The 18645-nt window shown below is 55.5% G+C and carries 19 protein-coding genes; 8 read left to right on the top strand and 11 right to left on the bottom strand.

The features are described 5' to 3' along the window. Window positions 1–7: 7 nt before the first annotated feature. The 4 genes from yhfZ to NHG65_RS21830 form a co-directional block, all read right to left on the bottom strand. Complete coding sequence (gene yhfZ, locus NHG65_RS21845; protein WP_099063398.1) at window positions 8–907, bottom strand: GntR family transcriptional regulator YhfZ; 900 nt, start codon at window positions 905–907, stop codon at window positions 8–10. A gap of 189 nt (window positions 908–1096) precedes the next feature. Next, window positions 1097–1891, bottom strand: coding sequence for an adenosylmethionine decarboxylase (speD, locus tag NHG65_RS21840; protein ID WP_099065289.1), 795 nt, complete (start codon window positions 1889–1891; stop codon window positions 1097–1099). Between the two features lie 27 nt (window positions 1892–1918). Continuing rightward, on the bottom strand, window positions 1919–2782 hold the full coding sequence (speE, locus tag NHG65_RS21835; RefSeq protein WP_099065295.1) for a polyamine aminopropyltransferase: 864 nt from the start codon (window positions 2780–2782) through the stop codon (window positions 1919–1921). A 109-nt stretch (window positions 2783–2891) separates the two neighbouring features. Beyond that, window positions 2892–3239: a YacC family pilotin-like protein gene (locus NHG65_RS21830; RefSeq protein ID WP_099065294.1), complete on the bottom strand. Its 348-nt coding sequence runs from the start codon at window positions 3237–3239 to the stop codon at window positions 2892–2894. Between the two features lie 236 nt (window positions 3240–3475). Here NHG65_RS21830 and cueO point away from each other — a divergent pair, with 236 nt between their 5' ends. Further along, window positions 3476–5095 carry a multicopper oxidase CueO gene (cueO, locus tag NHG65_RS21825; RefSeq protein ID WP_262262228.1) on the top strand — a complete coding sequence of 540 codons (1620 nt, stop codon included), beginning with the start codon at window positions 3476–3478 and terminating at the stop codon, window positions 5093–5095. A gap of 98 nt (window positions 5096–5193) precedes the next feature. Beyond that, window positions 5194–5730, top strand: a complete 537-nt coding sequence (hpt, locus tag NHG65_RS21820) for a hypoxanthine phosphoribosyltransferase (protein WP_012146700.1) — start codon at window positions 5194–5196, stop codon at window positions 5728–5730. Between the two features lie 37 nt (window positions 5731–5767). Here the strand turns inward: hpt and can are convergent, their stop codons facing one another. Continuing rightward, window positions 5768–6424: a carbonate dehydratase gene (gene can / locus NHG65_RS21815; RefSeq protein WP_061807929.1), complete on the bottom strand. Its 657-nt coding sequence runs from the start codon at window positions 6422–6424 to the stop codon at window positions 5768–5770. A 236-nt stretch (window positions 6425–6660) separates the two neighbouring features. On the opposite strand from can, the gene NHG65_RS21810 reads away from it, so the two are divergent. From NHG65_RS21810 to NHG65_RS21800, 3 genes are all read left to right on the top strand, one after another. After that, window positions 6661–7584 (top strand): ABC transporter ATP-binding protein, encoded by a 924-nt coding sequence (locus tag NHG65_RS21810; RefSeq protein WP_085118881.1) that lies wholly within the window; start codon window positions 6661–6663, stop codon window positions 7582–7584. Further along, window positions 7581–8351, top strand: a complete 771-nt coding sequence (locus NHG65_RS21805; RefSeq protein ID WP_099065287.1) for an ABC transporter permease — start codon at window positions 7581–7583, stop codon at window positions 8349–8351. Before NHG65_RS21810 ends, NHG65_RS21805 begins: the two co-directional genes overlap by 4 nt. Before the next feature lie 222 nt (window positions 8352–8573). Continuing rightward, window positions 8574–9854 (top strand): polysaccharide deacetylase family protein, encoded by a 1281-nt coding sequence (locus NHG65_RS21800; RefSeq protein ID WP_099065286.1) that lies wholly within the window; start codon window positions 8574–8576, stop codon window positions 9852–9854. A 38-nt stretch (window positions 9855–9892) separates the two neighbouring features. On the opposite strand, the gene panD is transcribed toward NHG65_RS21800, so the two are convergent. Next, window positions 9893–10273, bottom strand: coding sequence for an aspartate 1-decarboxylase (panD, locus tag NHG65_RS21795; RefSeq protein WP_024484346.1), 381 nt, complete (start codon window positions 10271–10273; stop codon window positions 9893–9895). Between the two features lie 107 nt (window positions 10274–10380). Between panD and NHG65_RS21790 the strand changes: the two genes are divergently transcribed. Continuing rightward, window positions 10381–11499 (top strand): RNA-guided endonuclease InsQ/TnpB family protein, encoded by a 1119-nt coding sequence (locus NHG65_RS21790; RefSeq protein WP_219016990.1) that lies wholly within the window; start codon window positions 10381–10383, stop codon window positions 11497–11499. Window positions 11500–11697: 198 nt separating this feature from the next. Here NHG65_RS21790 and panC read toward each other — a convergent pair whose 3' ends face one another. Beyond that, window positions 11698–12552, bottom strand: coding sequence for a pantoate--beta-alanine ligase (panC, locus tag NHG65_RS21785; RefSeq protein WP_099065285.1), 855 nt, complete (start codon window positions 12550–12552; stop codon window positions 11698–11700). A gap of 24 nt (window positions 12553–12576) precedes the next feature. Continuing rightward, window positions 12577–13371: a 3-methyl-2-oxobutanoate hydroxymethyltransferase gene (panB, locus tag NHG65_RS21780; RefSeq protein WP_129936150.1), complete on the bottom strand. Its 795-nt coding sequence runs from the start codon at window positions 13369–13371 to the stop codon at window positions 12577–12579. A gap of 169 nt (window positions 13372–13540) precedes the next feature. Here panB and qseB point away from each other — a divergent pair, with 169 nt between their 5' ends. After that, complete coding sequence (gene qseB, locus NHG65_RS21775; RefSeq protein ID WP_207977560.1) at window positions 13541–14203, top strand: quorum sensing response regulator transcription factor QseB; 663 nt, start codon at window positions 13541–13543, stop codon at window positions 14201–14203. Continuing rightward, window positions 14200–15558: a quorum sensing histidine kinase QseC gene (qseC, locus tag NHG65_RS21770; protein ID WP_219016926.1), complete on the top strand. Its 1359-nt coding sequence runs from the start codon at window positions 14200–14202 to the stop codon at window positions 15556–15558. The genes qseB and qseC overlap by 4 nt, the downstream gene beginning before the upstream one ends. 22 nt (window positions 15559–15580) lie before the next feature. Here qseC and folK read toward each other — a convergent pair whose 3' ends face one another. The 3 genes from folK to gluQRS all read right to left on the bottom strand — a co-directional run bounded on the left by folK (window position 15581) and on the right by gluQRS (window position 18604). Next, on the bottom strand, window positions 15581–16081 hold the full coding sequence (folK, locus tag NHG65_RS21765) for a 2-amino-4-hydroxy-6-hydroxymethyldihydropteridine diphosphokinase (RefSeq protein WP_099065281.1): 501 nt from the start codon (window positions 16079–16081) through the stop codon (window positions 15581–15583). Further along, window positions 16081–17631, bottom strand: a complete 1551-nt coding sequence (gene pcnB / locus NHG65_RS21760) for a polynucleotide adenylyltransferase PcnB (protein WP_099065280.1) — start codon at window positions 17629–17631, stop codon at window positions 16081–16083. The genes folK and pcnB overlap by 1 nt, the downstream gene beginning before the upstream one ends. Before the next feature lie 61 nt (window positions 17632–17692). Next, window positions 17693–18604, bottom strand: a complete 912-nt coding sequence (gene gluQRS / locus NHG65_RS21755; protein ID WP_413502862.1) for a tRNA glutamyl-Q(34) synthetase GluQRS — start codon at window positions 18602–18604, stop codon at window positions 17693–17695. Window positions 18605–18645 lie beyond the last annotated feature (41 nt).

Here is an 18645-nt window from a genome sequence, read left to right as displayed (position 1 = left end):
TCCTGAGCTAGTAGCTGGGTTCCCGGATACCTTTTTTGACTTCCTGTTGATGCGCTAACAGTCGCTGCAGGTTAACCAGCGTGTTGACCAGATGAGGGATTACTCGGTCATCGTTACGCACCAGCAGAACGGCTTCGGAAGCTTTAATACTCACCGGATAATCATCGAGTGGCTCTTTGACCAAATTCAGACTGTCGAGATCTTCGGTCACGTTCCAGACTGTCGCATCTATTTCGCCTCGCTCAATCCGCATCAGGGATTCGTTGTAAGGCAGATTAATGCGCTCAATCTCCTGGCCGGCAAATACCATCTCAGTGAGCAGACGCTGATCGGGTGAACGCGGATCCAGGCCAATACGGTGAATGTTCTCTTTTTCGCCTTTACGATAAACCAACTGGTGTCCATCAACATAAGAGCCGGCACCCAACATCATAGCCGCAGTCACTTTGCCAGCACGCAAGTAGCTTTCCGCGGCAAGATGGGAGACGACCGCCATATCATAAACGCCATCGATCAGGCATTCGATACGGACATCCGCACCGCGCATGTGGGCGTAATAGAGCGGATATCCCTCGAACTGGGCTTTCAATGCGCTGGCCAGTCCTTCATACAGTCGGGTGTAAGGCAATGGCATGGCGCATACAATGTTGCCGATATCTGCCTGTTCCAGCAGGGCTGGGTAATTCATATTACTGAGCAAGGTGCCATTCCTGCCGCGACGATCCAGCGTAACGCAGGAGGTGGCCTCCAGGGTTTTCAAGGCGTGTTGCACAACGCCGACTGAGAGATTCAATTCAGTGGACAGTTCATCAATGGTTTTCAGTCGTGCTCCCACTGCCAGTCCGAACAGGTAGCGCGCCAGGCTGACTAACGCCAGACCTTCTTTTTTAATAAATGCTTTGCTCATCGTTTTTAATTTTCATTTTAATGAAGATTTAAATCTTCTATCTTCCGACTCAATCAGGCAATGACCAAAAAATGATAATGGGAGAGGGATCACACAATGGGGGATAGATGATCACGACTTATTGGTTTCAGCGCAAACAGAGAGGGTTATTCAGCGTAGGGCGCGGCGGTATACCGCGCCCGTTACACATTACAGATGCGGAATATTGCGGCCGTAATAGATTTCCTGCATCTCTTTCCACAGCAGATCGGTAATCTCTTTACGTTCGGCGGCACTCAGCGTATCCGGTTTGGCATTGAACAGGTAATGCTTCAGATCGAAATCCTTCAGCAACATCTTGGTGTGGAAGATGTTCTCCTGATAAACATTCACATCCATCATGTGGTACAGCGCCTTCATATCATCAGACATAAAGTTCTGGATCGAGTTGATCTCATGATCGATATAATGCTTCACGCCGTTCACGTCGCGGGTAAAGCCGCGCACGCGGTAATCCATGGTAACGATGTCGGATTCCAACTGGTGGATCAGGTAATTCAGCGCCTTAAGCGGTGAGATCACGCCGCAGGTCGATACTTCAATATCGGCGCGGAAGGTGCACAGGCCGCCTTCAGGATGGCTTTCCGGGTAGGTGTGGACGCAGATATGGCTCTTGTCCAGGTGCGCTACCACCGTTTTTGACAGTGGGCCAGGGTGCTCCGAGGTATCGACATCGTTCGGATCAACCGGTTCTTCACTGACCAGAATGGTGACGCTGGCGCCCTGAGGCTCATAGTCCTGGCGTGCGATGTTCAGAATATTAGCGCCAATGATCGAGCAGGTTTCGCTCAGGATCTCGGTCAGCCGATTGGCGTTGTATTGCTCGTCAATGTAGGCGATATAGCCAGCGCGATCGTCCGCGGTTTTGGCGTAACAAATATCGTAAATACAAAAACTCAGGCTCTTGGTCAGGTTGTTGAAGCCGTGCAGTTTTAGCTTATGCAATTTGGTTCACCTCCTTTATCTTCTCGCTTAACGTGTAACGTTCAGTGCGTCGAGCAAATACTGCGGCAGAGCAAAGCTCCCCGCGTGAATTGCCGGGTTGTAATAACGACAGCTTAAACCGCTTTGATGAAAGCGATGTTGCAGCGTTGCCAGATCGAGCTGGCGCAGCGCCGGATCCTGGCTCGCCCAGGCGAAGGTCATGATACCGCCGTAATAGGTCGGGATCGCCGCCTGGTAAAAGCTAACGTCGTTGAAGTACTGGCTCAGTTTGGTGTGGCTATTGACCGCTTCGTCTTGCTGCAGGAAGCACACGCCGTTCTGCGCAACAAAAATGCCGCCTTCGTTCAGGCTGCGTGCACAACCTTCGTAGAACGCTGAAGTGAACAGGCTTTCGCCAGGGCCGATAGGGTCGGTACAGTCGGAGATAATCACATCGAATTTTTCATCGGTCTGATTAACAAAGTTGACGCCGTCGTCGATCACCAGCTTGAAGCGTGGGTCGTCGTAAGCTCCGGCATTGTGGTTTGGCAGGTATTGGCGACAGAACTCGACCACGCCGGCGTCGATCTCGACCATGGTGATCTGCTCAACTCCCTGATGCCGGCTGACTTCACGCAGCATGGCGCCGTCACCGCCGCCGATGATCAGCACCTTCTTCGCCTGACCGTGGGCCAGCAGCGGTACGTGGGTCATCATTTCGTGATAAATGAACTCATCACGTTCGGTGGTTTGCACCACGCCGTCGAGCGCCATAACGCGCCCCAGAACCGGGTTTTCAAAAATCACCAGATCCTGATGCTCGGTCTTCTCACGATACAGTATCTTCTCTACCGAGAAGTACTGGCCGAAGTTGGCATGCAGCGTTTCATACCAAATTTCTTTCTGGGTCATGTGCGGGAACTCCGTAATAACAGCCATGAAAAATTGGCGCAACATCATAGCTAACTCTGCCTGGTGATGCACGGCTGAATTTCAAACAGAGATAGCGCAAGGCGGGGGATTAGTTGGCGTAAGCCAGCAGGCTAAGCGAGTCGCGTGCCAGGGATTTGCACTTGTTGGGGGTAGGGATGGCGATACCACTGAGATCGCGATAGCTGTCTTCACCCAGCGCCTTCATATTAAAGCTATTATAGTTGCTCAGATCCCAACGGTTTTGCTGGGCAAAATAAACGATGGCGCGTTTGATTTGGGCATTGGGCAAGTCGTTATAGCCGCAGTCATTTTTCAAATAAATAAAGACCGCCGTCAGATCGGCCAGATCTTCCGCCTCAGACTCATTCAGCGCCAGACTGGCGTTGGAGAACCCCAGCATGGTGAGCAACAGCACCAGTAACGTTGTTTTTTTCATCATGAAAATAGACCTGTTTATTGTCCACAGACGTTATCACACTTGCCTGTAAAGGCACCAAATTTTATTACCTGCAGGTAACATAACCGGCAGCAAAGGCTTGACCTTCCGCTTAGGGGAGGGTTTAGGCTGTGCGCAGATAAAGCTATACCCATAATCTTTCAAGGTGCAGGTTCATTGAATGAGCTGCACCTTGCGTCGCATTAAGTGCCGATCACTGAAAAAGGGAGTCAGCGATGTTACGCCGTGATTTTATCAAATTGACCGCTGCGCTGGGCGCGGCAAGTGCTTTACCCTTGTGGAGCCGGGGCGCGTGGGCAGCTGAACTGCCGGCGTTGCCGATCCCGCCGTTGCTGATGCCAGACGCGCAGGGGAACATCGCTTTGGCGCTGCAAACCGGTGAAATGAACTGGCTGCCGGGCAAGGCAACCCAAACCTGGGGGGTTAATGGTGCATTGTTGGGGCCGGCGGTACGGCTGCAGCGTGGCAAGCCGGTCACGGTGGATATCCGCAATGGCTTGCCGGAGGCCAGTACCGTCCACTGGCACGGTCTGGAAATCCCCGGCGACGTCGATGGCGGCCCACAGGCGCTGATTCAGCCAGGTACCACGCGCAGGGTGCAGTTCACGGTGGAACAGCCCGCAGCTACCTGCTGGTTCCATCCGCACACCCACGGCAAGACCGGTCAGCAGGTGATGATGGGCTTGGCAGGGCTGGTGCTGTTGGAAGATGAAGAGAGCAGCAAGCTGCCATTGCCGAAAACCTGGGGGCAGGATGATATTCCGGTGATCCTGCAGGACAAGCGGCTGGGCAAAGACGCACAGATTGAATACCAGCTGGACGTCATGAGCGCAGCGGTAGGCTGGTTCGGTGACCGCATGTTTACCAACGGTGCCCAGTATCCACGGCATGTGGCACCTCGCGGCTGGCTGCGCCTGCGTTTTCTCAACGGTTGCAATGCGCGTTCGTTGAATCTGGCAACCAGTGATAACCGTCCACTCTATGTGATCGCCAGTGATGGTGGTTTTCTGGCCGAACCGGTCAAGCTGACCGAGCTGTCGATGCTGATGGGCGAACGCTTCGAAGTGCTGGTGGATGCCTCCGATGGCAAACCCTTTGATATCGTCACGCTGCCGGTTAAACAGATGGGCATGACGCTGGCACCGTTCGACCAGCCGCTGCCGGTATTGCATATTCAGCCTTCGCTGGCGCAGGGTATCAAGACCATGCCGGACAGCCTGGTGAAACTGCCTGTATTACCGGCGGTGAGCGGGATCCAGGAGCGCTGGCTGCAACTGATGATGAACCCGCAGTTGGACAAGCTGGGCATGCAGGCCTTGATGGATCGCTACGGTCATCAGGCCATGGCCGGCATGAGCATGGATCACGGCAATATGGCTAAAGGCGGCGGTGAGATGGCCGACATGAAAGGCATGGACCACGGCGCGATGAAAGGCATGGATCACGGTAATATGAAGGGGATGGATCAGGGTGCCAAGCCGTTCGACTTCAGCCATGGCAATATGATCAACGGTAAAGCCTTCGACATGACCAAGCCGATGTTTGAAGCCAAGCGCGGAAAATATGAAAAATGGACCATTTCCGGTGAAGGCGACATGATGCTGCACCCGTTCCATATTCACGGCACCCAGTTCCGTATTCTGTCGGAAAATGGCAAGCCCCCGGCGGCCCACCGTAGCGGCTGGAAAGATACGGTGCTGGTCGAAGGTTGGCGCAGTGAAGTGCTGGTGCGTTTTGATCACCCAGCCAACAGCGATCATGCCTATATGGCCCACTGCCACCTGTTGGAACATGAAGATACCGGCATGATGCTGGGCTTTACCGTAACCGACTGATCCACCACTCTGGAACAACGGGCGGCGCACTCGCGTCGCCACTGGCTTCAGGCTATGCTAAACTCTGCGCCCTTCTTCCGGCAACTGACCTGAAAACTATGAAACACACTGTAGAAGTAATGATTTCCGAGCAGGAAGTTAAGACACGTATCGCCGAACTTGGCCGCCAGATCACCGAAGATTACCGCGATAGCGGCAGTGATATGGTGTTGGTCGGACTGCTGCGCGGCTCCTTTATGTTCATGGCCGATCTGTGTCGCACGATTGAAGTGCCGCATGAGGTCGACTTTATGACCGCTTCCAGCTACGGCAGCGGCATGTCTACCACCCGTGATGTGAAAATCCTCAAGGATTTGGATGAAGACATCCGTGGTAAAGACGTGCTGATCGTGGAAGACATCATTGATTCCGGCAATACACTGAATAAAGTGCGCGAAATTCTGGCGCTGCGCGGGCCGAAATCCCTGGCGATCTGTACCCTGCTGGACAAGCCTGAACGCCGTGAGGTTGAAGTGCCGGTGGAGTACGTGGGCTTCCCCATTCCGGACGAGTTTGTGGTGGGTTATGGTATCGACTACGCTCAGCGTTATCGCCATCTGCCGTACGTCGGCAAAGTGGTGCTGCTGGACGAGTAATAAGCTGCGGGCGCGGTTTACCGCGCCCGTGACAGAATTAAATGCCCTTATCCTGCTGCAATGTAGCCATGGCCTTGCGATAGCCCATCTCCAGGCTTTCGCGGCTGGTGGCCGCCACTTCAAGATCGCGCAAGCGTCCGTCCTGGATGCCATACACCCAACCGTGAATCATGACTTTCTGGCCACGTTTCCACGCTGATTGCATGATGGTGGAATGACCCAGGTTGTAGACCTGCTCAATCACGTTGATTTCACAGAGCACATCGAGGCGTTGTTCCGGCTCCAGTTCACCCAACAGTGAGCTGTGCTTGTACCACAGGTCACGAATGTGCAGCAGCCAGTTGTTGATCAGCCCCAGTTCCGGGTTCTCAACCGCGGCTTCCACACCGCCGCAGCCCAGGTGGCCGCAAATAATGATATGTTCAACTTCCAGCACGTCGACGGCGTACTGCACCACTGACAGACAGTTTAAATCGGTATGAATCACCAGGTTGGCCACGTTGCGGTGGACAAACAGTTCACCTGGCTCCAGTCCGGTCAGTCTTTCCGCGGGAACGCGGCTGTCTGAACAACCTATCCATAAAAAGCGGGGCTTTTGCGCCTGGGCTAAACGTTCAAAAAAGTCTGGGTCTTCCTTGCTGATGTTAGCTGACCAGGTATGGTTATTAGCGATAAGCTTTTCGATTTCTTTCATGGAGGTTATAGACCTGTAACGAACAGATTGCGTTGGGGTAATATAGGACAAGCATCACATTTTGGAAATCGGAACAGTTACGCAAGACGATATTCAGCCACTTTTTATACAGTATGGCGGGATGGAACCTGAATTTTCCGCACGGATTTGCCTCAGTGAAAACGCTGCTGATGATAAGATCACCTTCATTACAAGACGCAGCAGCATACTCATCGTCACAAGGTACTTTTTAACTTATGAATTATGCACTGGAAATAGCGCAGTTAACCAAGACTTACGCCGGTGGCGTCAAGGCGTTGCGCGGGATCGACCTGAACGTCGAGGCAGGGGATTTCTACGCTTTGCTGGGGCCTAACGGCGCCGGGAAATCCACCACCATCGGCATTATCAGCTCGCTAGTCAATAAGACGTCCGGCAGCGTGCGGGTGTTCGGCTACGACATCGATAAAGACATTGTTAATGCCAAACGCCAGCTTGGACTGGTGCCGCAGGAGTTCAACTTTAACCCGTTTGAAACCGTGATGCAGATTGTGGTCAATCAGGCGGGCTACTATGGCGTGACTCGCCGTGAAGCCCTGGTGCGGGCGGAAAAATACCTGACCCAGCTGGATCTGTGGGGCAAGCGCGATGAACGCGCCCGCATGTTATCCGGCGGGATGAAGCGCCGCCTGATGATCGCCCGCGCATTGATGCACCAGCCAAAATTGCTGATCCTCGATGAACCGACTGCCGGGGTAGATATCGAGCTGCGCCGCTCGATGTGGGGCTTCCTGAAAGAGCTCAACGCTCAGGGCACCACCATTATCCTCACCACCCACTATCTGGAAGAGGCAGAAATGCTGTGCCGCAATATCGGCATTATCCAGAACGGCGAACTGGTGGAAAATACCTCGATGAAAGGTCTGTTGGCCAAGCTGAAGTCTGAAACCTTCATCCTCGATCTGGCGGCAAAAAGCCCGTTACCGAAGCTGGACGGTTACCGCCACCGCCTGACGGACACTTCAACGCTGGAAGTGGAAGTGATGCGCGAGCAGGGCCTGAATGGTCTGTTTGCCCAGCTCAGCACCCAGGGCGTTCAGGTACTGAGTATGCGTAACAAGGCTAACCGGCTGGAAGAGCTGTTTGTCACCCTGGTTAACGGTAATGGAGAAAAAGCATGATGCGTTTGTATTGGGTGGCCTTACAGAGCATCTGGGCCAAAGAGATCAACCGTTTTGCCCGCATCTGGATCCAGACGTTGGTACCGCCGGTGATCACCATGACGCTGTATTTCATCATCTTCGGCAACCTGATAGGTTCACGCATCGGTGAGATGCACGGTTTTGATTACATGCAGTTTATCGTCCCTGGTCTGATCATGATGGCGGTGATCACCAACTCATATGCCAACGTGGCCTCCTCGTTCTTCAGCGCCAAATTCCAACGTAATATTGAAGAACTGCTGGTGGCGCCGGTACCGACGCACGTGGTGATCGCCGGTTACGTCGGCGGTGGTGTCGCGCGCGGCGTTTGTGTCGGCGTGCTGGTCACCGTGATCTCGCTGTTCTTCGTGCCGCTACAGGTGCATGCCTGGTGGGTGATTGTGGCCACGCTGCTGCTGACGGCGATTTTGTTCTCGCTGGCGGGCCTGATCAATGCGGTGTTTGCCACCACCTTTGACGATATCAGCCTGATCCCGACCTTCGTGCTGACGCCGCTGACCTATCTGGGTGGGGTGTTTTACTCGCTGACGCTGCTGCCGCCGTTCTGGCAGGCGGTGTCCAAACTGAACCCGATCGTCTACATGATCAGCGGATTCCGCTACGGCTTCCTGGGCATCAGCGACGTGCCGTTGGCGCTGACCATGACGGTGCTGGTGGCGTTTATTGCGGTGTTCTACCTGTTGTCCTGGTACCTGATTGAGCGCGGTCGCGGTCTGCGTACCTGATTAACCTGTGTCCCCGGGCATCGCGTGCGGGGACGCTTTTATTGACCTGAAGCAAGCACCCTGTAAATCAATAAAATTGCTCAAATAACCCCTTTCTCCCGGCTGTTCAAATCGTGCTATGCTGGCGCTCCACATTTTCTCCATTTTGTTATATGCCCTATGAATTTCAAGTTGCGGCTTGAAAGGTGACGGGTATTACGCACTCGTAAGCAGAACATAACCATGCGGTCTACACACAAGATAGCGGCTGGGTTACTCGGCATCCTGATGTCACTTGTCGCCCCGGCAAGCCTGGCAAATTTGCTGTCGGAAGACAGTGCTGTTAAATCCGAATATATGGAAGCGCAACGCGATAGCGAAGTCTATTCGCTGATTGGCGAGCATGTCATCCCGGTTGGTGAAGTGAAGCAGGGGCAACTGATCCAGGTGTTCCCGGCGGATGCGGAATATTACGAGTTCAAATTCGGCCACGGCACGGGGTTTATTGATAAAGACGACGTGCGCGATCTCAAAAAATCACGCAAGGTGAAGGATGATCTGGGGGAGCTGAATAAACCGCTGACCAACCAGAATCTGATCACTCACAAGGCGATCAACGTTTATACCGATGCGGATAACAGCAGCGATGTGTTTGGCGTGCTGGAAGAAAACCTGCGCTACCCGATCATCGGTAAGCTGAAAGACCGGCTCAACAACACCTGGTACGAGATCAACATTGGCGATCGCCTGGGCTATGTCAGTGAGCTGGACTGCGAGATTGACACCGGCATACCGATACTGACCTACCATCACCTGCTGAAAAACGAAGAGAACAAGCGCTTCCGCCATACCTCGACCACCACGTCGGACGTGGCGTTCAGTAACCAGATGACCTATCTGAAGCAGGCGGGCTATGACACCATTTCCCTGTATCAGTTGGAAGCCTACCTGAAAAACCAGATCAACCTGCCGGGCAGGGCGGTAGTACTGACGTTTGATGACGGGCTGAAATCGGTCTATCGCTATGCTTACCCAGTCTTGAAGAATTACGGCTTCCGCGCTACGGCGTTTATCATTTCTTCTCGCATTAAACGTCACCCGCAAAAGTGGAACCCAGACTCGCTGCAGTTTATGAGTATTTCCGAACTGAAGCAGATTCAGGACGTCTTCGACGTGCAGTCACATACCCATTTCCTGCATCGCACCGACGGTAATCGTCAGCCGATCCTGCTGAGCCGCTCGCTGCACAATATTGAATTCGATTTTGAGCACTCACGCCGTGCGCTGTCGCAGTTTAATCCGCATGTGCTGTATGTGTCCTACCCGTTTGGCGGCTACAACCAGCGGGCGATACAGGCCGCGAAAGATGCCGGGTTCCATATGGCCGTGACCACGGTGCAGGGCAAAGTGAAACCGGGGGATAACCCCTATACGCTGAAACGGCTGTATATTTTGCGCACCGACTCGATTCAGACCATGGCGGACAGAATAGCCAACAAGCCAGGAACGCTGGTGGTGCAATAGCAAGAAAGGAACGGGCGCAGACAGCGCCCGTTTTATTTTTAGGCGACCTGTACCGGCACGGCTTTCGCCTTGCGTTGCAGGTGGTTGTCACCTTCGAAATAGGCCACTTTAGGATGGTGCTGGCGGGCATCGGCATCGCTCATCTGTACATAGGAGCAGATGATCAGTTTGTCGCCCACGCAGGCGCAACGTGCTGCCGCGCCGTTGACCGAAATAATGCGCGAACCGCGTTCGGCGGCGATGGCATAGGTCGAGAAACGCTGACCGTTATCAACGTTATAAATATCGATAGCTTCATATTCCAGAATGCCTGCGGCTTCCAGGAAGTCCTGGTCGATGGCGCAGGAGCCCTCATAGTGCAAGTCAGCCTGAGTCACTTTCACCCGATGCAGCTTGCCTTGCAGCATAGTACGTATCATCAGAATGCCTCCGGGAAACCTCGGCCTTCAGGCCGGGGAGGAAAGGTGACGATTTTCGCGCTGATTTCTTTTTGTACTTTCACGATGACTCCTGTAAATATCTAATGATGAAACGTGCCTATAAATATCGGTTCTATCCCACTCCCGAGCAGGTTGAGCTTTTGGCTCAAACATTCGGCTGTGTCCGTTTTGTCTACAATGCCGTGCTGCACTGGCGCGGTGAAGCTTTTCGGCAGCGTCAGGAAAAAATTGGCTATTCCGCCGCTTCGGCTCACTTAACTGAGCTGAAGAAAAACGCGGAGTATGCCTGGCTAAACGACGTGTCCTGCGTCCCTTTGCAGCAGGCGTTGCGCCATCAACAGACGGCGTTTAATCACTTCTTTTCAGGCCGCGCCAGCTATCCTGCATTTAAATCCAAACGTCACAAACAGGCTGCAGAGTTTACTAAAAGCGCCTTTAAATATGTTGATAACCAACTCTATATCGCCAAAAGCAAAATGCCTCTGGCGATACGCTGGTCACGTTTACTGCCGTCAGCGCCATCGACGGTAACTATCACCAGAGATGCGGCTGGTCGGTACTTTGTTTCCTGCCTGTGCGAATTTGAGCCTGCATCACTGCCTGTCAGTCCGAAAATGGTTGGCATTGATGTAGGTTTAAACGATTTGTTCGTCACTGACAGCGGATTAAAAACTGGCAATCCGCGCCATACTGCTAAGTACGCGGCACGGCTGGCGGTACTGCAGCGCCGATTAAGCAAAAAGCGCAAGGGTTCGAAAAATCGCACCAAAGCTCGCTTAAAGGTCGCCCGTCTGCATACGAAAATCGCCGATTGCCGTCTGGATAACTTGCATAAACTGTCCCGCACACTAATAAACGAAAACCAAGTGGTGTGCGTTGAATCGCTGAAAGTGAAGAACATGCTCCGCAACCCCAGGCTGGCAAAGTCTATTGCCGATGCCAGCTGGTCTGAGTTTGTCAGGCAGCTTCAGTACAAAGGAAAGTGGGCTGGCCGTAGCGTGGTGGCTATTGACCCCTACTTTCCTTCTTCCAAACGTTGCTCGTGTTGTGGTTTTACCCTGAAACATCTTTCGCTTAATGTCCGTAGCTGGGTTTGCCCTGAGTGCAACATCAGCCATGACCGCGACATTAATGCTGCCCGTAATATCAAAGCTGCCGGGCTGGCAGTGTTAGCCCACGGAGAGTTTGTAAAACCCGCAGCGTAAATTGCGCTGAAGGTCGAGCTCGGTGAAGTGGGAATCCTCGCGCTTTAGGGCGGGGAGCAGTCAAAACTTTACCTAGCTGAATATCAGCCTTCACAGGCGATTGGGGTTGAACATCCATCCGGCGTCATCGTCACCGATAAGCCTGCCATTGTCTACTGCCAGGCGGGGCGTAATGGTGACGATTGCACAAAAAATGACTTACAGCGTCAGGTCAACCTGTTGATTGTCGATCAACCGCGCCTTGCCCAGCCAGGCGGCCATCAACACCACCGCACGGCGACTTTCAACGCCGAGTGGCTGCAGGCTGTCGGCGTCACGAATAAACAGCTCATCCGGCGTGAAACCAGCGTTGCGCAGGTGTTCGGCGGTTTGTTCCAGCAACTCGTCAACGTGGCGTTCGCCGTTGCTGAGCTGTTCAGCCAGCGCATTCATGATCTTGCTGAGCTGCGGGGCGATTTTACGCTCTTCAGCGGTCAGGTAACCGTTGCGTGAGCTGAGTGCCAGGCCATCTTTGGCGCGAACAGTAGGTACGCCGACGATATCGATGTCATAGCCCATGTCCGCCACCATCTTGCGGATCAACGCCAGTTGCTGGTAATCCTTCTCGCCAAAACAGGCCAGATCCGGCTGTACCAGATTGAACAACTTGCTGACAATGGTGGCGACGCCGCGGAAGTGGCCCGGACGGCTGGCACCTTCCAGCATGCTGGAGATACCCGGCACATCGACGTAGGTTTGCTGTTCCAGCCCCTGCGGATAGACATCGGCCGGGGCCGGTGCAAACACCAGTTCAACGCCGCGACGGGTCAGCTTTTCGCTGTCCTCCTGCAGGGTGCGTGGGTAACGCGCCAGATCTTCTGGACGTTCGAATTGCATCGGGTTGACGAAGATACTGACCACCACGATATCGGCGCGCGCACGGGCTTCATCGATCAGTGTCATATGGCCTTCGTGCAGGTTGCCCATGGTTGGCACCAGCGCGATGCGTTTCCCATCCTGACGCCAGCGGCGGATCTGCTGACGCAACAGCGGCAGGGTTTCGATAATTACCATTGCATAACTCCTAACGCGGTCACTTTAGTTGAAAGAGTGCTCTTCAGCGGGGTAAATTCCTTGCTCCACGTCCTGAATATAGTGTTGCACCGCCGAGCGGATATCGCCGCTTTGCGCCAGGAAGTTTTTAGCGAATTTCGGCGTGTGACCGCCGGTGATACCGAATGCGTCGTGCATCACCAGGATCTGTCCATCGGTGGCGTTACCGGCGCCAATGCCGATCACCGGGATGGTCAGGGCTTCGGTGACCTTGCGTGCCAGTTCGGTCGGTACGCACTCCAGCACCAGCAGTTGGATACCGGCCAGCTCCAGATTTTTTGCATCTTCCAGCAGCTGCTTGGCGGCGAGCTCATCACGGCCCTGCACCTTGTAGCCACCGAAGACGTTGACCGACTGCGGTGTCAGGCCGAGGTGGCCGCATACCGGCACGGCGCGTTCGGTGAGCGTTTTCACCGTTTCACACAGCCAACTGCCGCCTTCCAGCTTCACCATATTGGCACCGGCCTGCATCAGTTCGGCGGCATTGGCACAGGCCAACTGTGGGGTGGCGTAACTCATAAAGGGCAGGTCGGCCAGCAGCAGACAGGCCGGTGCGCCACGGCGCACGGCACGGGTATGATAGGCAATGTCGGCAACGGTGACCGGCAGCGTGGAGTCGTGGCCCTGCAGCGTCATGCCCAGCGAATCGCCCACCAGCAGCACTTTAACGCCTTGCTCTTCAAACAGTTTGGCAAAGCTGGCATCGTAGGCGGTGAGGGAAGCAAACTTGCGCTGTTCCTGCTTCCACTGGTGCAAATGGGTCACGGTGGTGGGTTTCATCACGTCGTCTCCTGAATAGGGTCGTGCGGCGTGCGCAGGGCCCTGGCTGCAAAAAAGTGCTGTCATTCTACTGTAACCCTAACGGGGTGGGTAGCGCAGATCATAATGCTTAAGCGGTTCTTAAGAACCTTGTGGTGTAATGGCCGGCAATGGCTAAAAAAGGACGCACATGCGAATACTGCTGATAGAAGATGACAAGTTAATCGGCGACGGAATCAAGGCCGGGCTGACCAAGCTCGGCTTTAATCTGGACTGGTTTACCGATGGGCTGGTCGGCAAAAATGCGCTGGAAAGCGCGCCCTACGATGCGGTGATCCTCGATCTGAGCCTGCCGGGCCTTGATGGCCTGGACTTGTTGCGTCAGTGGCGACAGGCCGGTCATGACGTGCCGGTGCTGATCCTGACCGCGCGCGACGCGCTGGAGCAACGGGTCAACGGCCTGCAAAGCGGTGCCGATGATTATCTGTGCAAGCCTTTTGCCCTGGCGGAGGTGGCGGCGCGGCTGCAGGCGTTGATCCGTCGTCGCCATGGCCAACTGATGCCACAACTGGTGCATGGCAATGTGGTGTTTGATAGCGCCACCCGCAGCGTGAGCTGCAACGGCGAGCCGGTCACGCTGACGCCACGCGAACTGGCGGTGCTGGAACTGTTCCTGCATAACAAGGGGCGGGTGCTGGCGCGGCCGCTGATCCAGGAAAAACTGTACAACTGGGACGATGACGTCAGCAGCAACGCGGTGGAGGTCCATATCCATCATTTGCGGCGCAAACTGGGTAACGGGTTCATCCGCACCCTTCACGGCGTGGGTTACACGCTGGGGGATGACGCGTGAAACATCTTAGTCTGCGGCTACGGCTGATCCTGATTTTCAGCCTGCTGGCGCTGTTGACCTGGTGCTCTGCCAGCCTGGTGGCGTGGATGATGACGCGCAACACCATCAACGAAGTGTTTGATACTCAACAGATGCTGTTTGCCAAACGGCTGGCGACCGTCAACCTGGGCGATCTGCTGGCCGATGAGAGCGTACGCAGCCTGCCGAAAACCAAAAAGCTGGTGCATCACGGCAAGCGTGGCGAGCAGGATGATGACGCGCTGGCGTTCGCCATCTTCGATCGCGATGGCAAGATGCTGCTCAACGACGGGGAAAATGGCGCGGATTTCCGCTTTGACGGCGATCGCGAAGGTTTCACCGATGGCGAACGCAAAGGCGATGACGACAGTTGGCGCTTACTGTGGCTGACCAGCCCGGATGGCCGCTATCGCATCGTGGTAGGGCAAGAGTGGGATTATCGCCGGGATATGGCGCTGGGTATGGTGACCGGGCAACTGGTGCCGTGGCTGGTGACGCTGCCGATCCTGATGTTGCTGATTGCGCTGATGGTCGGGCGTGAGCTGCGGCCACTGCGAAGTGTTGCAGCAGGATTGCGCCAGCGCGCACCGGACGATGCCACGCCGTTGGACGCGCGTCAGGTACCGACCGAAGTCCGGCCGCTGGTCGATGCGCTTAACGCACTGTTTACTCGCATCAATGCGTTGCTGGTGCGTGAACGGCGCTTTACGTCTGATGCCGCCCATGAGCTGCGCAGTCCGTTGGCGGCGCTGCGGGTGCAGACAGAGGTGGTGCAGTTGGCCGGTGATGACGAGCCGATGCGTGAGCATGCGTTGGGCAATCTGACGGTGGGTATCGATCGTGCCACCCGGCTGGTGGATCAACTGCTGACGCTATCGCGGCTGGATTCCCTGTCTGACCTGGCTGAGCTGGAAGCGGTCGACTGGGGCCAACTGGTGCCGATGACGCTGGCAGAGCAGGATCGCCATGCTCATGCTGCCGGCGTCACCCTGCGGTACGAACAACAGGGCTCGCCACCGCCGCTACAGGGGCAAACGCTGCTGCTGTCGCTGCTGGTGCGCAATCTGCTGGATAATGCGGTGCGCTATACCCCGGCGGGCGGCATCGTCACTGTGAGGCTGACAGAGCGCCTGCTGACGGTCGAAGATAATGGTCCGGGTGTAACGCTGGAACATCTGGCGCGGTTGGGGGAACGTTTTTATCGTCCGCCAGGCCAGGAGCAAACCGGCAGCGGGTTGGGGTTGTCGATTGTGCAGCGTATTGCCGGCTTACACGGACTGCGCGTTAGCTTTGCCAACCGGCCAGAAGGGGGATTTGTTGCTCAGGTGATGCTGTAGGGCGTGGCATGCTGCGTCTGACTCAGGCTTTGTGCTTGGGTTTGTGCCAGAGTTCCATACCATTTTGCGGCACGCGTTTCAGGCAACTGGCCAGTGATTCGCCATCGGGGAAGATTAACTCGGGGGCGATTTCTGCCAACGGATAGAGCATGAACTCACGCTCTTTCAGGCCGTAGTGCGGCACCGTCAGGCGGTCGGTATGAATGACCTGCTCGCCATACAGCATGATATCCAGATCCAGAGTCCGTGGGCCCCAGCGCTCATCTTTGCGCACGCGGCCCTGATTGCGTTCTATCGCTTGGGTGTGATCGAGCAACTGTTCTGCGGGTAGCAAGGTATCCAGTGCCACCACCGCATTGAGATAGTCCGGCTGGTTCTGCGGGCCCAGCGGCTTGGTGCGGTAAAACGAAGAACAAACGATCAACCGGCTGCGTGGGAGATGCTCCAACGCTTCCAGTGCGGCTTTCACCTGTTGTAGCGGGTGCGCCAGGTTGCTACCCAGCGCGATATAAACGCGGATCATTATTCTCCTTCTTTACGCGGCGTCCGGCGGCGAGGGCGGCGTTGACGCGCGCGGCGCGGTGCCGGATCGTCACCCAAAGTACTCAACATGGTTTTCTGGCGTGCCGGTGTGGCTTCCTGGAACTCGCCCCACCATTCGGCCAGACGCAGCATTTCCTGGTTTTCTTCCACTTCGGCACGCAGCGCCAGCAGATCGTAAGCGGCGCGGAATTTCGGGTGTTCCATCAGCTTGTGCGCGCGCTTGCCCTGACGACGGGACAGGCGAAGCTGCAACTGCCAGATATCGCGAACCAGCGTGGTGATGCGTTTCGGGATGGCCAGCGAACGACACTGCTCGTCCAACACGTCATTCATCGCCAGCGCGAAGGCGTCGTAGTACGCCAGTCCGCTCTCCTGCGCCAGTTTCTGCGCATGTTCCAGCAGCGGGTACCAAAGCATAGCAGCAAACAGGAACGCCGGGTTGACGCGCATGTCGTTTTGCAGGCGGTAGTCGGTGTTCTTCAGCACCTGCGCCAGAATACGCTCCATCGGCGTGTCCTGGGTCGGCGTGAAGTGACGTGAAATCTGTGGGAACAGCGGCTGGAACAACTGATATTCACACAGCTTCAGATAGGTCGGATAACCGTAGCCTGCCTGCAGCAGCTTGAGAGACTCTTCAAACAGACGTGCCGGCGGGATCTCATGCAGCAAGGATGCCAGGCGCGGGATCGGCTCGGCGGTTTCGTCACTGATGGTCATGTCCAGCTTGGCGGCAAAGCGCACTGCGCGCAGCATGCGCACCGGATCTTCACGATAACGGGTTTCCGGATCGCCAATCAGGCGGATCACGCCCTGTTTGAGATCGCGCAGGCCGTTGACGTAATCACGCAGAGTGAAGTCCGCTACGCCGTAATACAGGCTGTTGATGGTGAAGTCGCGGCGCTGGGCATCTTCTTCGATCGAACCGAAGATGTTGTCGCGCAGCAGCATGCCGTTTTGGGCCTGCTGGGAAGAATTTTTGTCAGATTCCGGCGTTTGCTGCTCGTGGTGACCACGGAAGGTGGCAACCTCGATAATTTCCGGCCCGAACATCACGTGTGCCAGGCGGAAGCGGCGGCCAACCAAACGGCAGTTGCGGAACAGCTTGCGCACTTGCTCCGGCGTTGCGTTGGTGGTGATGTCGAAATCTTTCGGTTTTTTGCCCAGCAACAGGTCACGTACGCCGCCACCGACCAGATAGGCCTCGAAGCCGGATTTATTCAGGCGATACAGCACCTTCAGCGCATTCTCACTGATGTCTTTACGTGAGATGGAATGCTGGTCGCGTGGGATCACGGTCATTGAACCGTTGCTCTCTGCGGCAGGAAAAGGTGAGCGTTTACGCGGTGCCGGTCGGCGGGCAGGGCTTTCTCTGCCGCGATCGGCGGAACGTTGCTGCGGCGCGGCCGGCGGTGCCACCACCACGCTTTCTTCGCGGACTACGTTTTTATCGCTGACCGGCGCATCATCGCGCGGCTGCTTGTCATCGCGGATTAGCACCTTACGGCAGAAATTGGCTACTCGGGTAAAAATGGTACACCTCGATAGTGTCTGATAAAAATGGCGCTAACAAAAAATAGCGGCTAATCATAGCTCACCATGGCTCTTTTGAGAATGCCGATGTGTTTTCGTCCAGGGAAATAGCCTCCCGGCGCGGCACATCATCCAGCTTCCAGTGTGCGATTGCCCAGCTCAATAATAACGACAGGTCAAGATCTTGCCAGCTTTCCGGCAGCGGTTGGCGCAGAAATTTTAGCGCGGCCACCAGTATTGGGCGTGGATCGCCGTCGGGCAGAGCGGGTGCATGGTTTTGCTTCGACAGTTTGATACCGTTGGCGCCCAGCGCCAGCGGCAGATGCACATAGGCGGGCACCGGCGCCTGTAACTGATGGTACAGCGCTATCTGGCGCACCGTCGGTTCGATCAGATCGGCACCACGAACGATTTCGGTAATGCCCTGGAAATGGTCGTCCACCACCACCGCCAGGTTATAGGCGAACAGCCCATCACGTCGGCGAATGATAAAGTCTTCCTGTGCCAGCGCCCGGTCGGCCTGCAACTCGCCCTGCAGGCGGTCATGAAAGGCGTAAACCGGAGAGGACTGACGCAAGCGAATGGCGGCACCTTGCGGGCCAAGATTCAAAGGGCGACAGTGGCCGTCATACAGGCCGCCTATCTGCTGAATACGGCTGCGGGTACAGTTGCAGAAATAGCTGAGCCCCTGCTGATGCAGTTGATCCAGAGCGGCGCGGTAGGCTTCATGACGTTGGGATTGATAGATAACCTGGCCGTCCCAGAGGAGACCATAGTGTTCCAGAGCGGATAAGATACGATCGGCCGCACCGGCGACTTCACGCGGGGGATCGATATCTTCAATGCGAACCAGCCACTGCCCGTGTTGGGCACGAGCCTGGAGGTAGCTCCCCAGAGCGGCAATCAGCGAGCCGAAATGCAGATCCCCGGAAGGCGATGGGGCAAAGCGCCCCACATAATGTCTTTCTTGCATATCAGAGGGGAAACTTTCCCTTTTCTCTGTGCGGCGCACGC

This window comes from Serratia myotis, from assembly GCF_027474885.1.
GTDB lineage: Bacteria > Pseudomonadota > Gammaproteobacteria > Enterobacterales > Enterobacteriaceae > Serratia > Serratia proteamaculans.
This window is presented reverse-complemented; position numbering and strand designations above follow the sequence as displayed.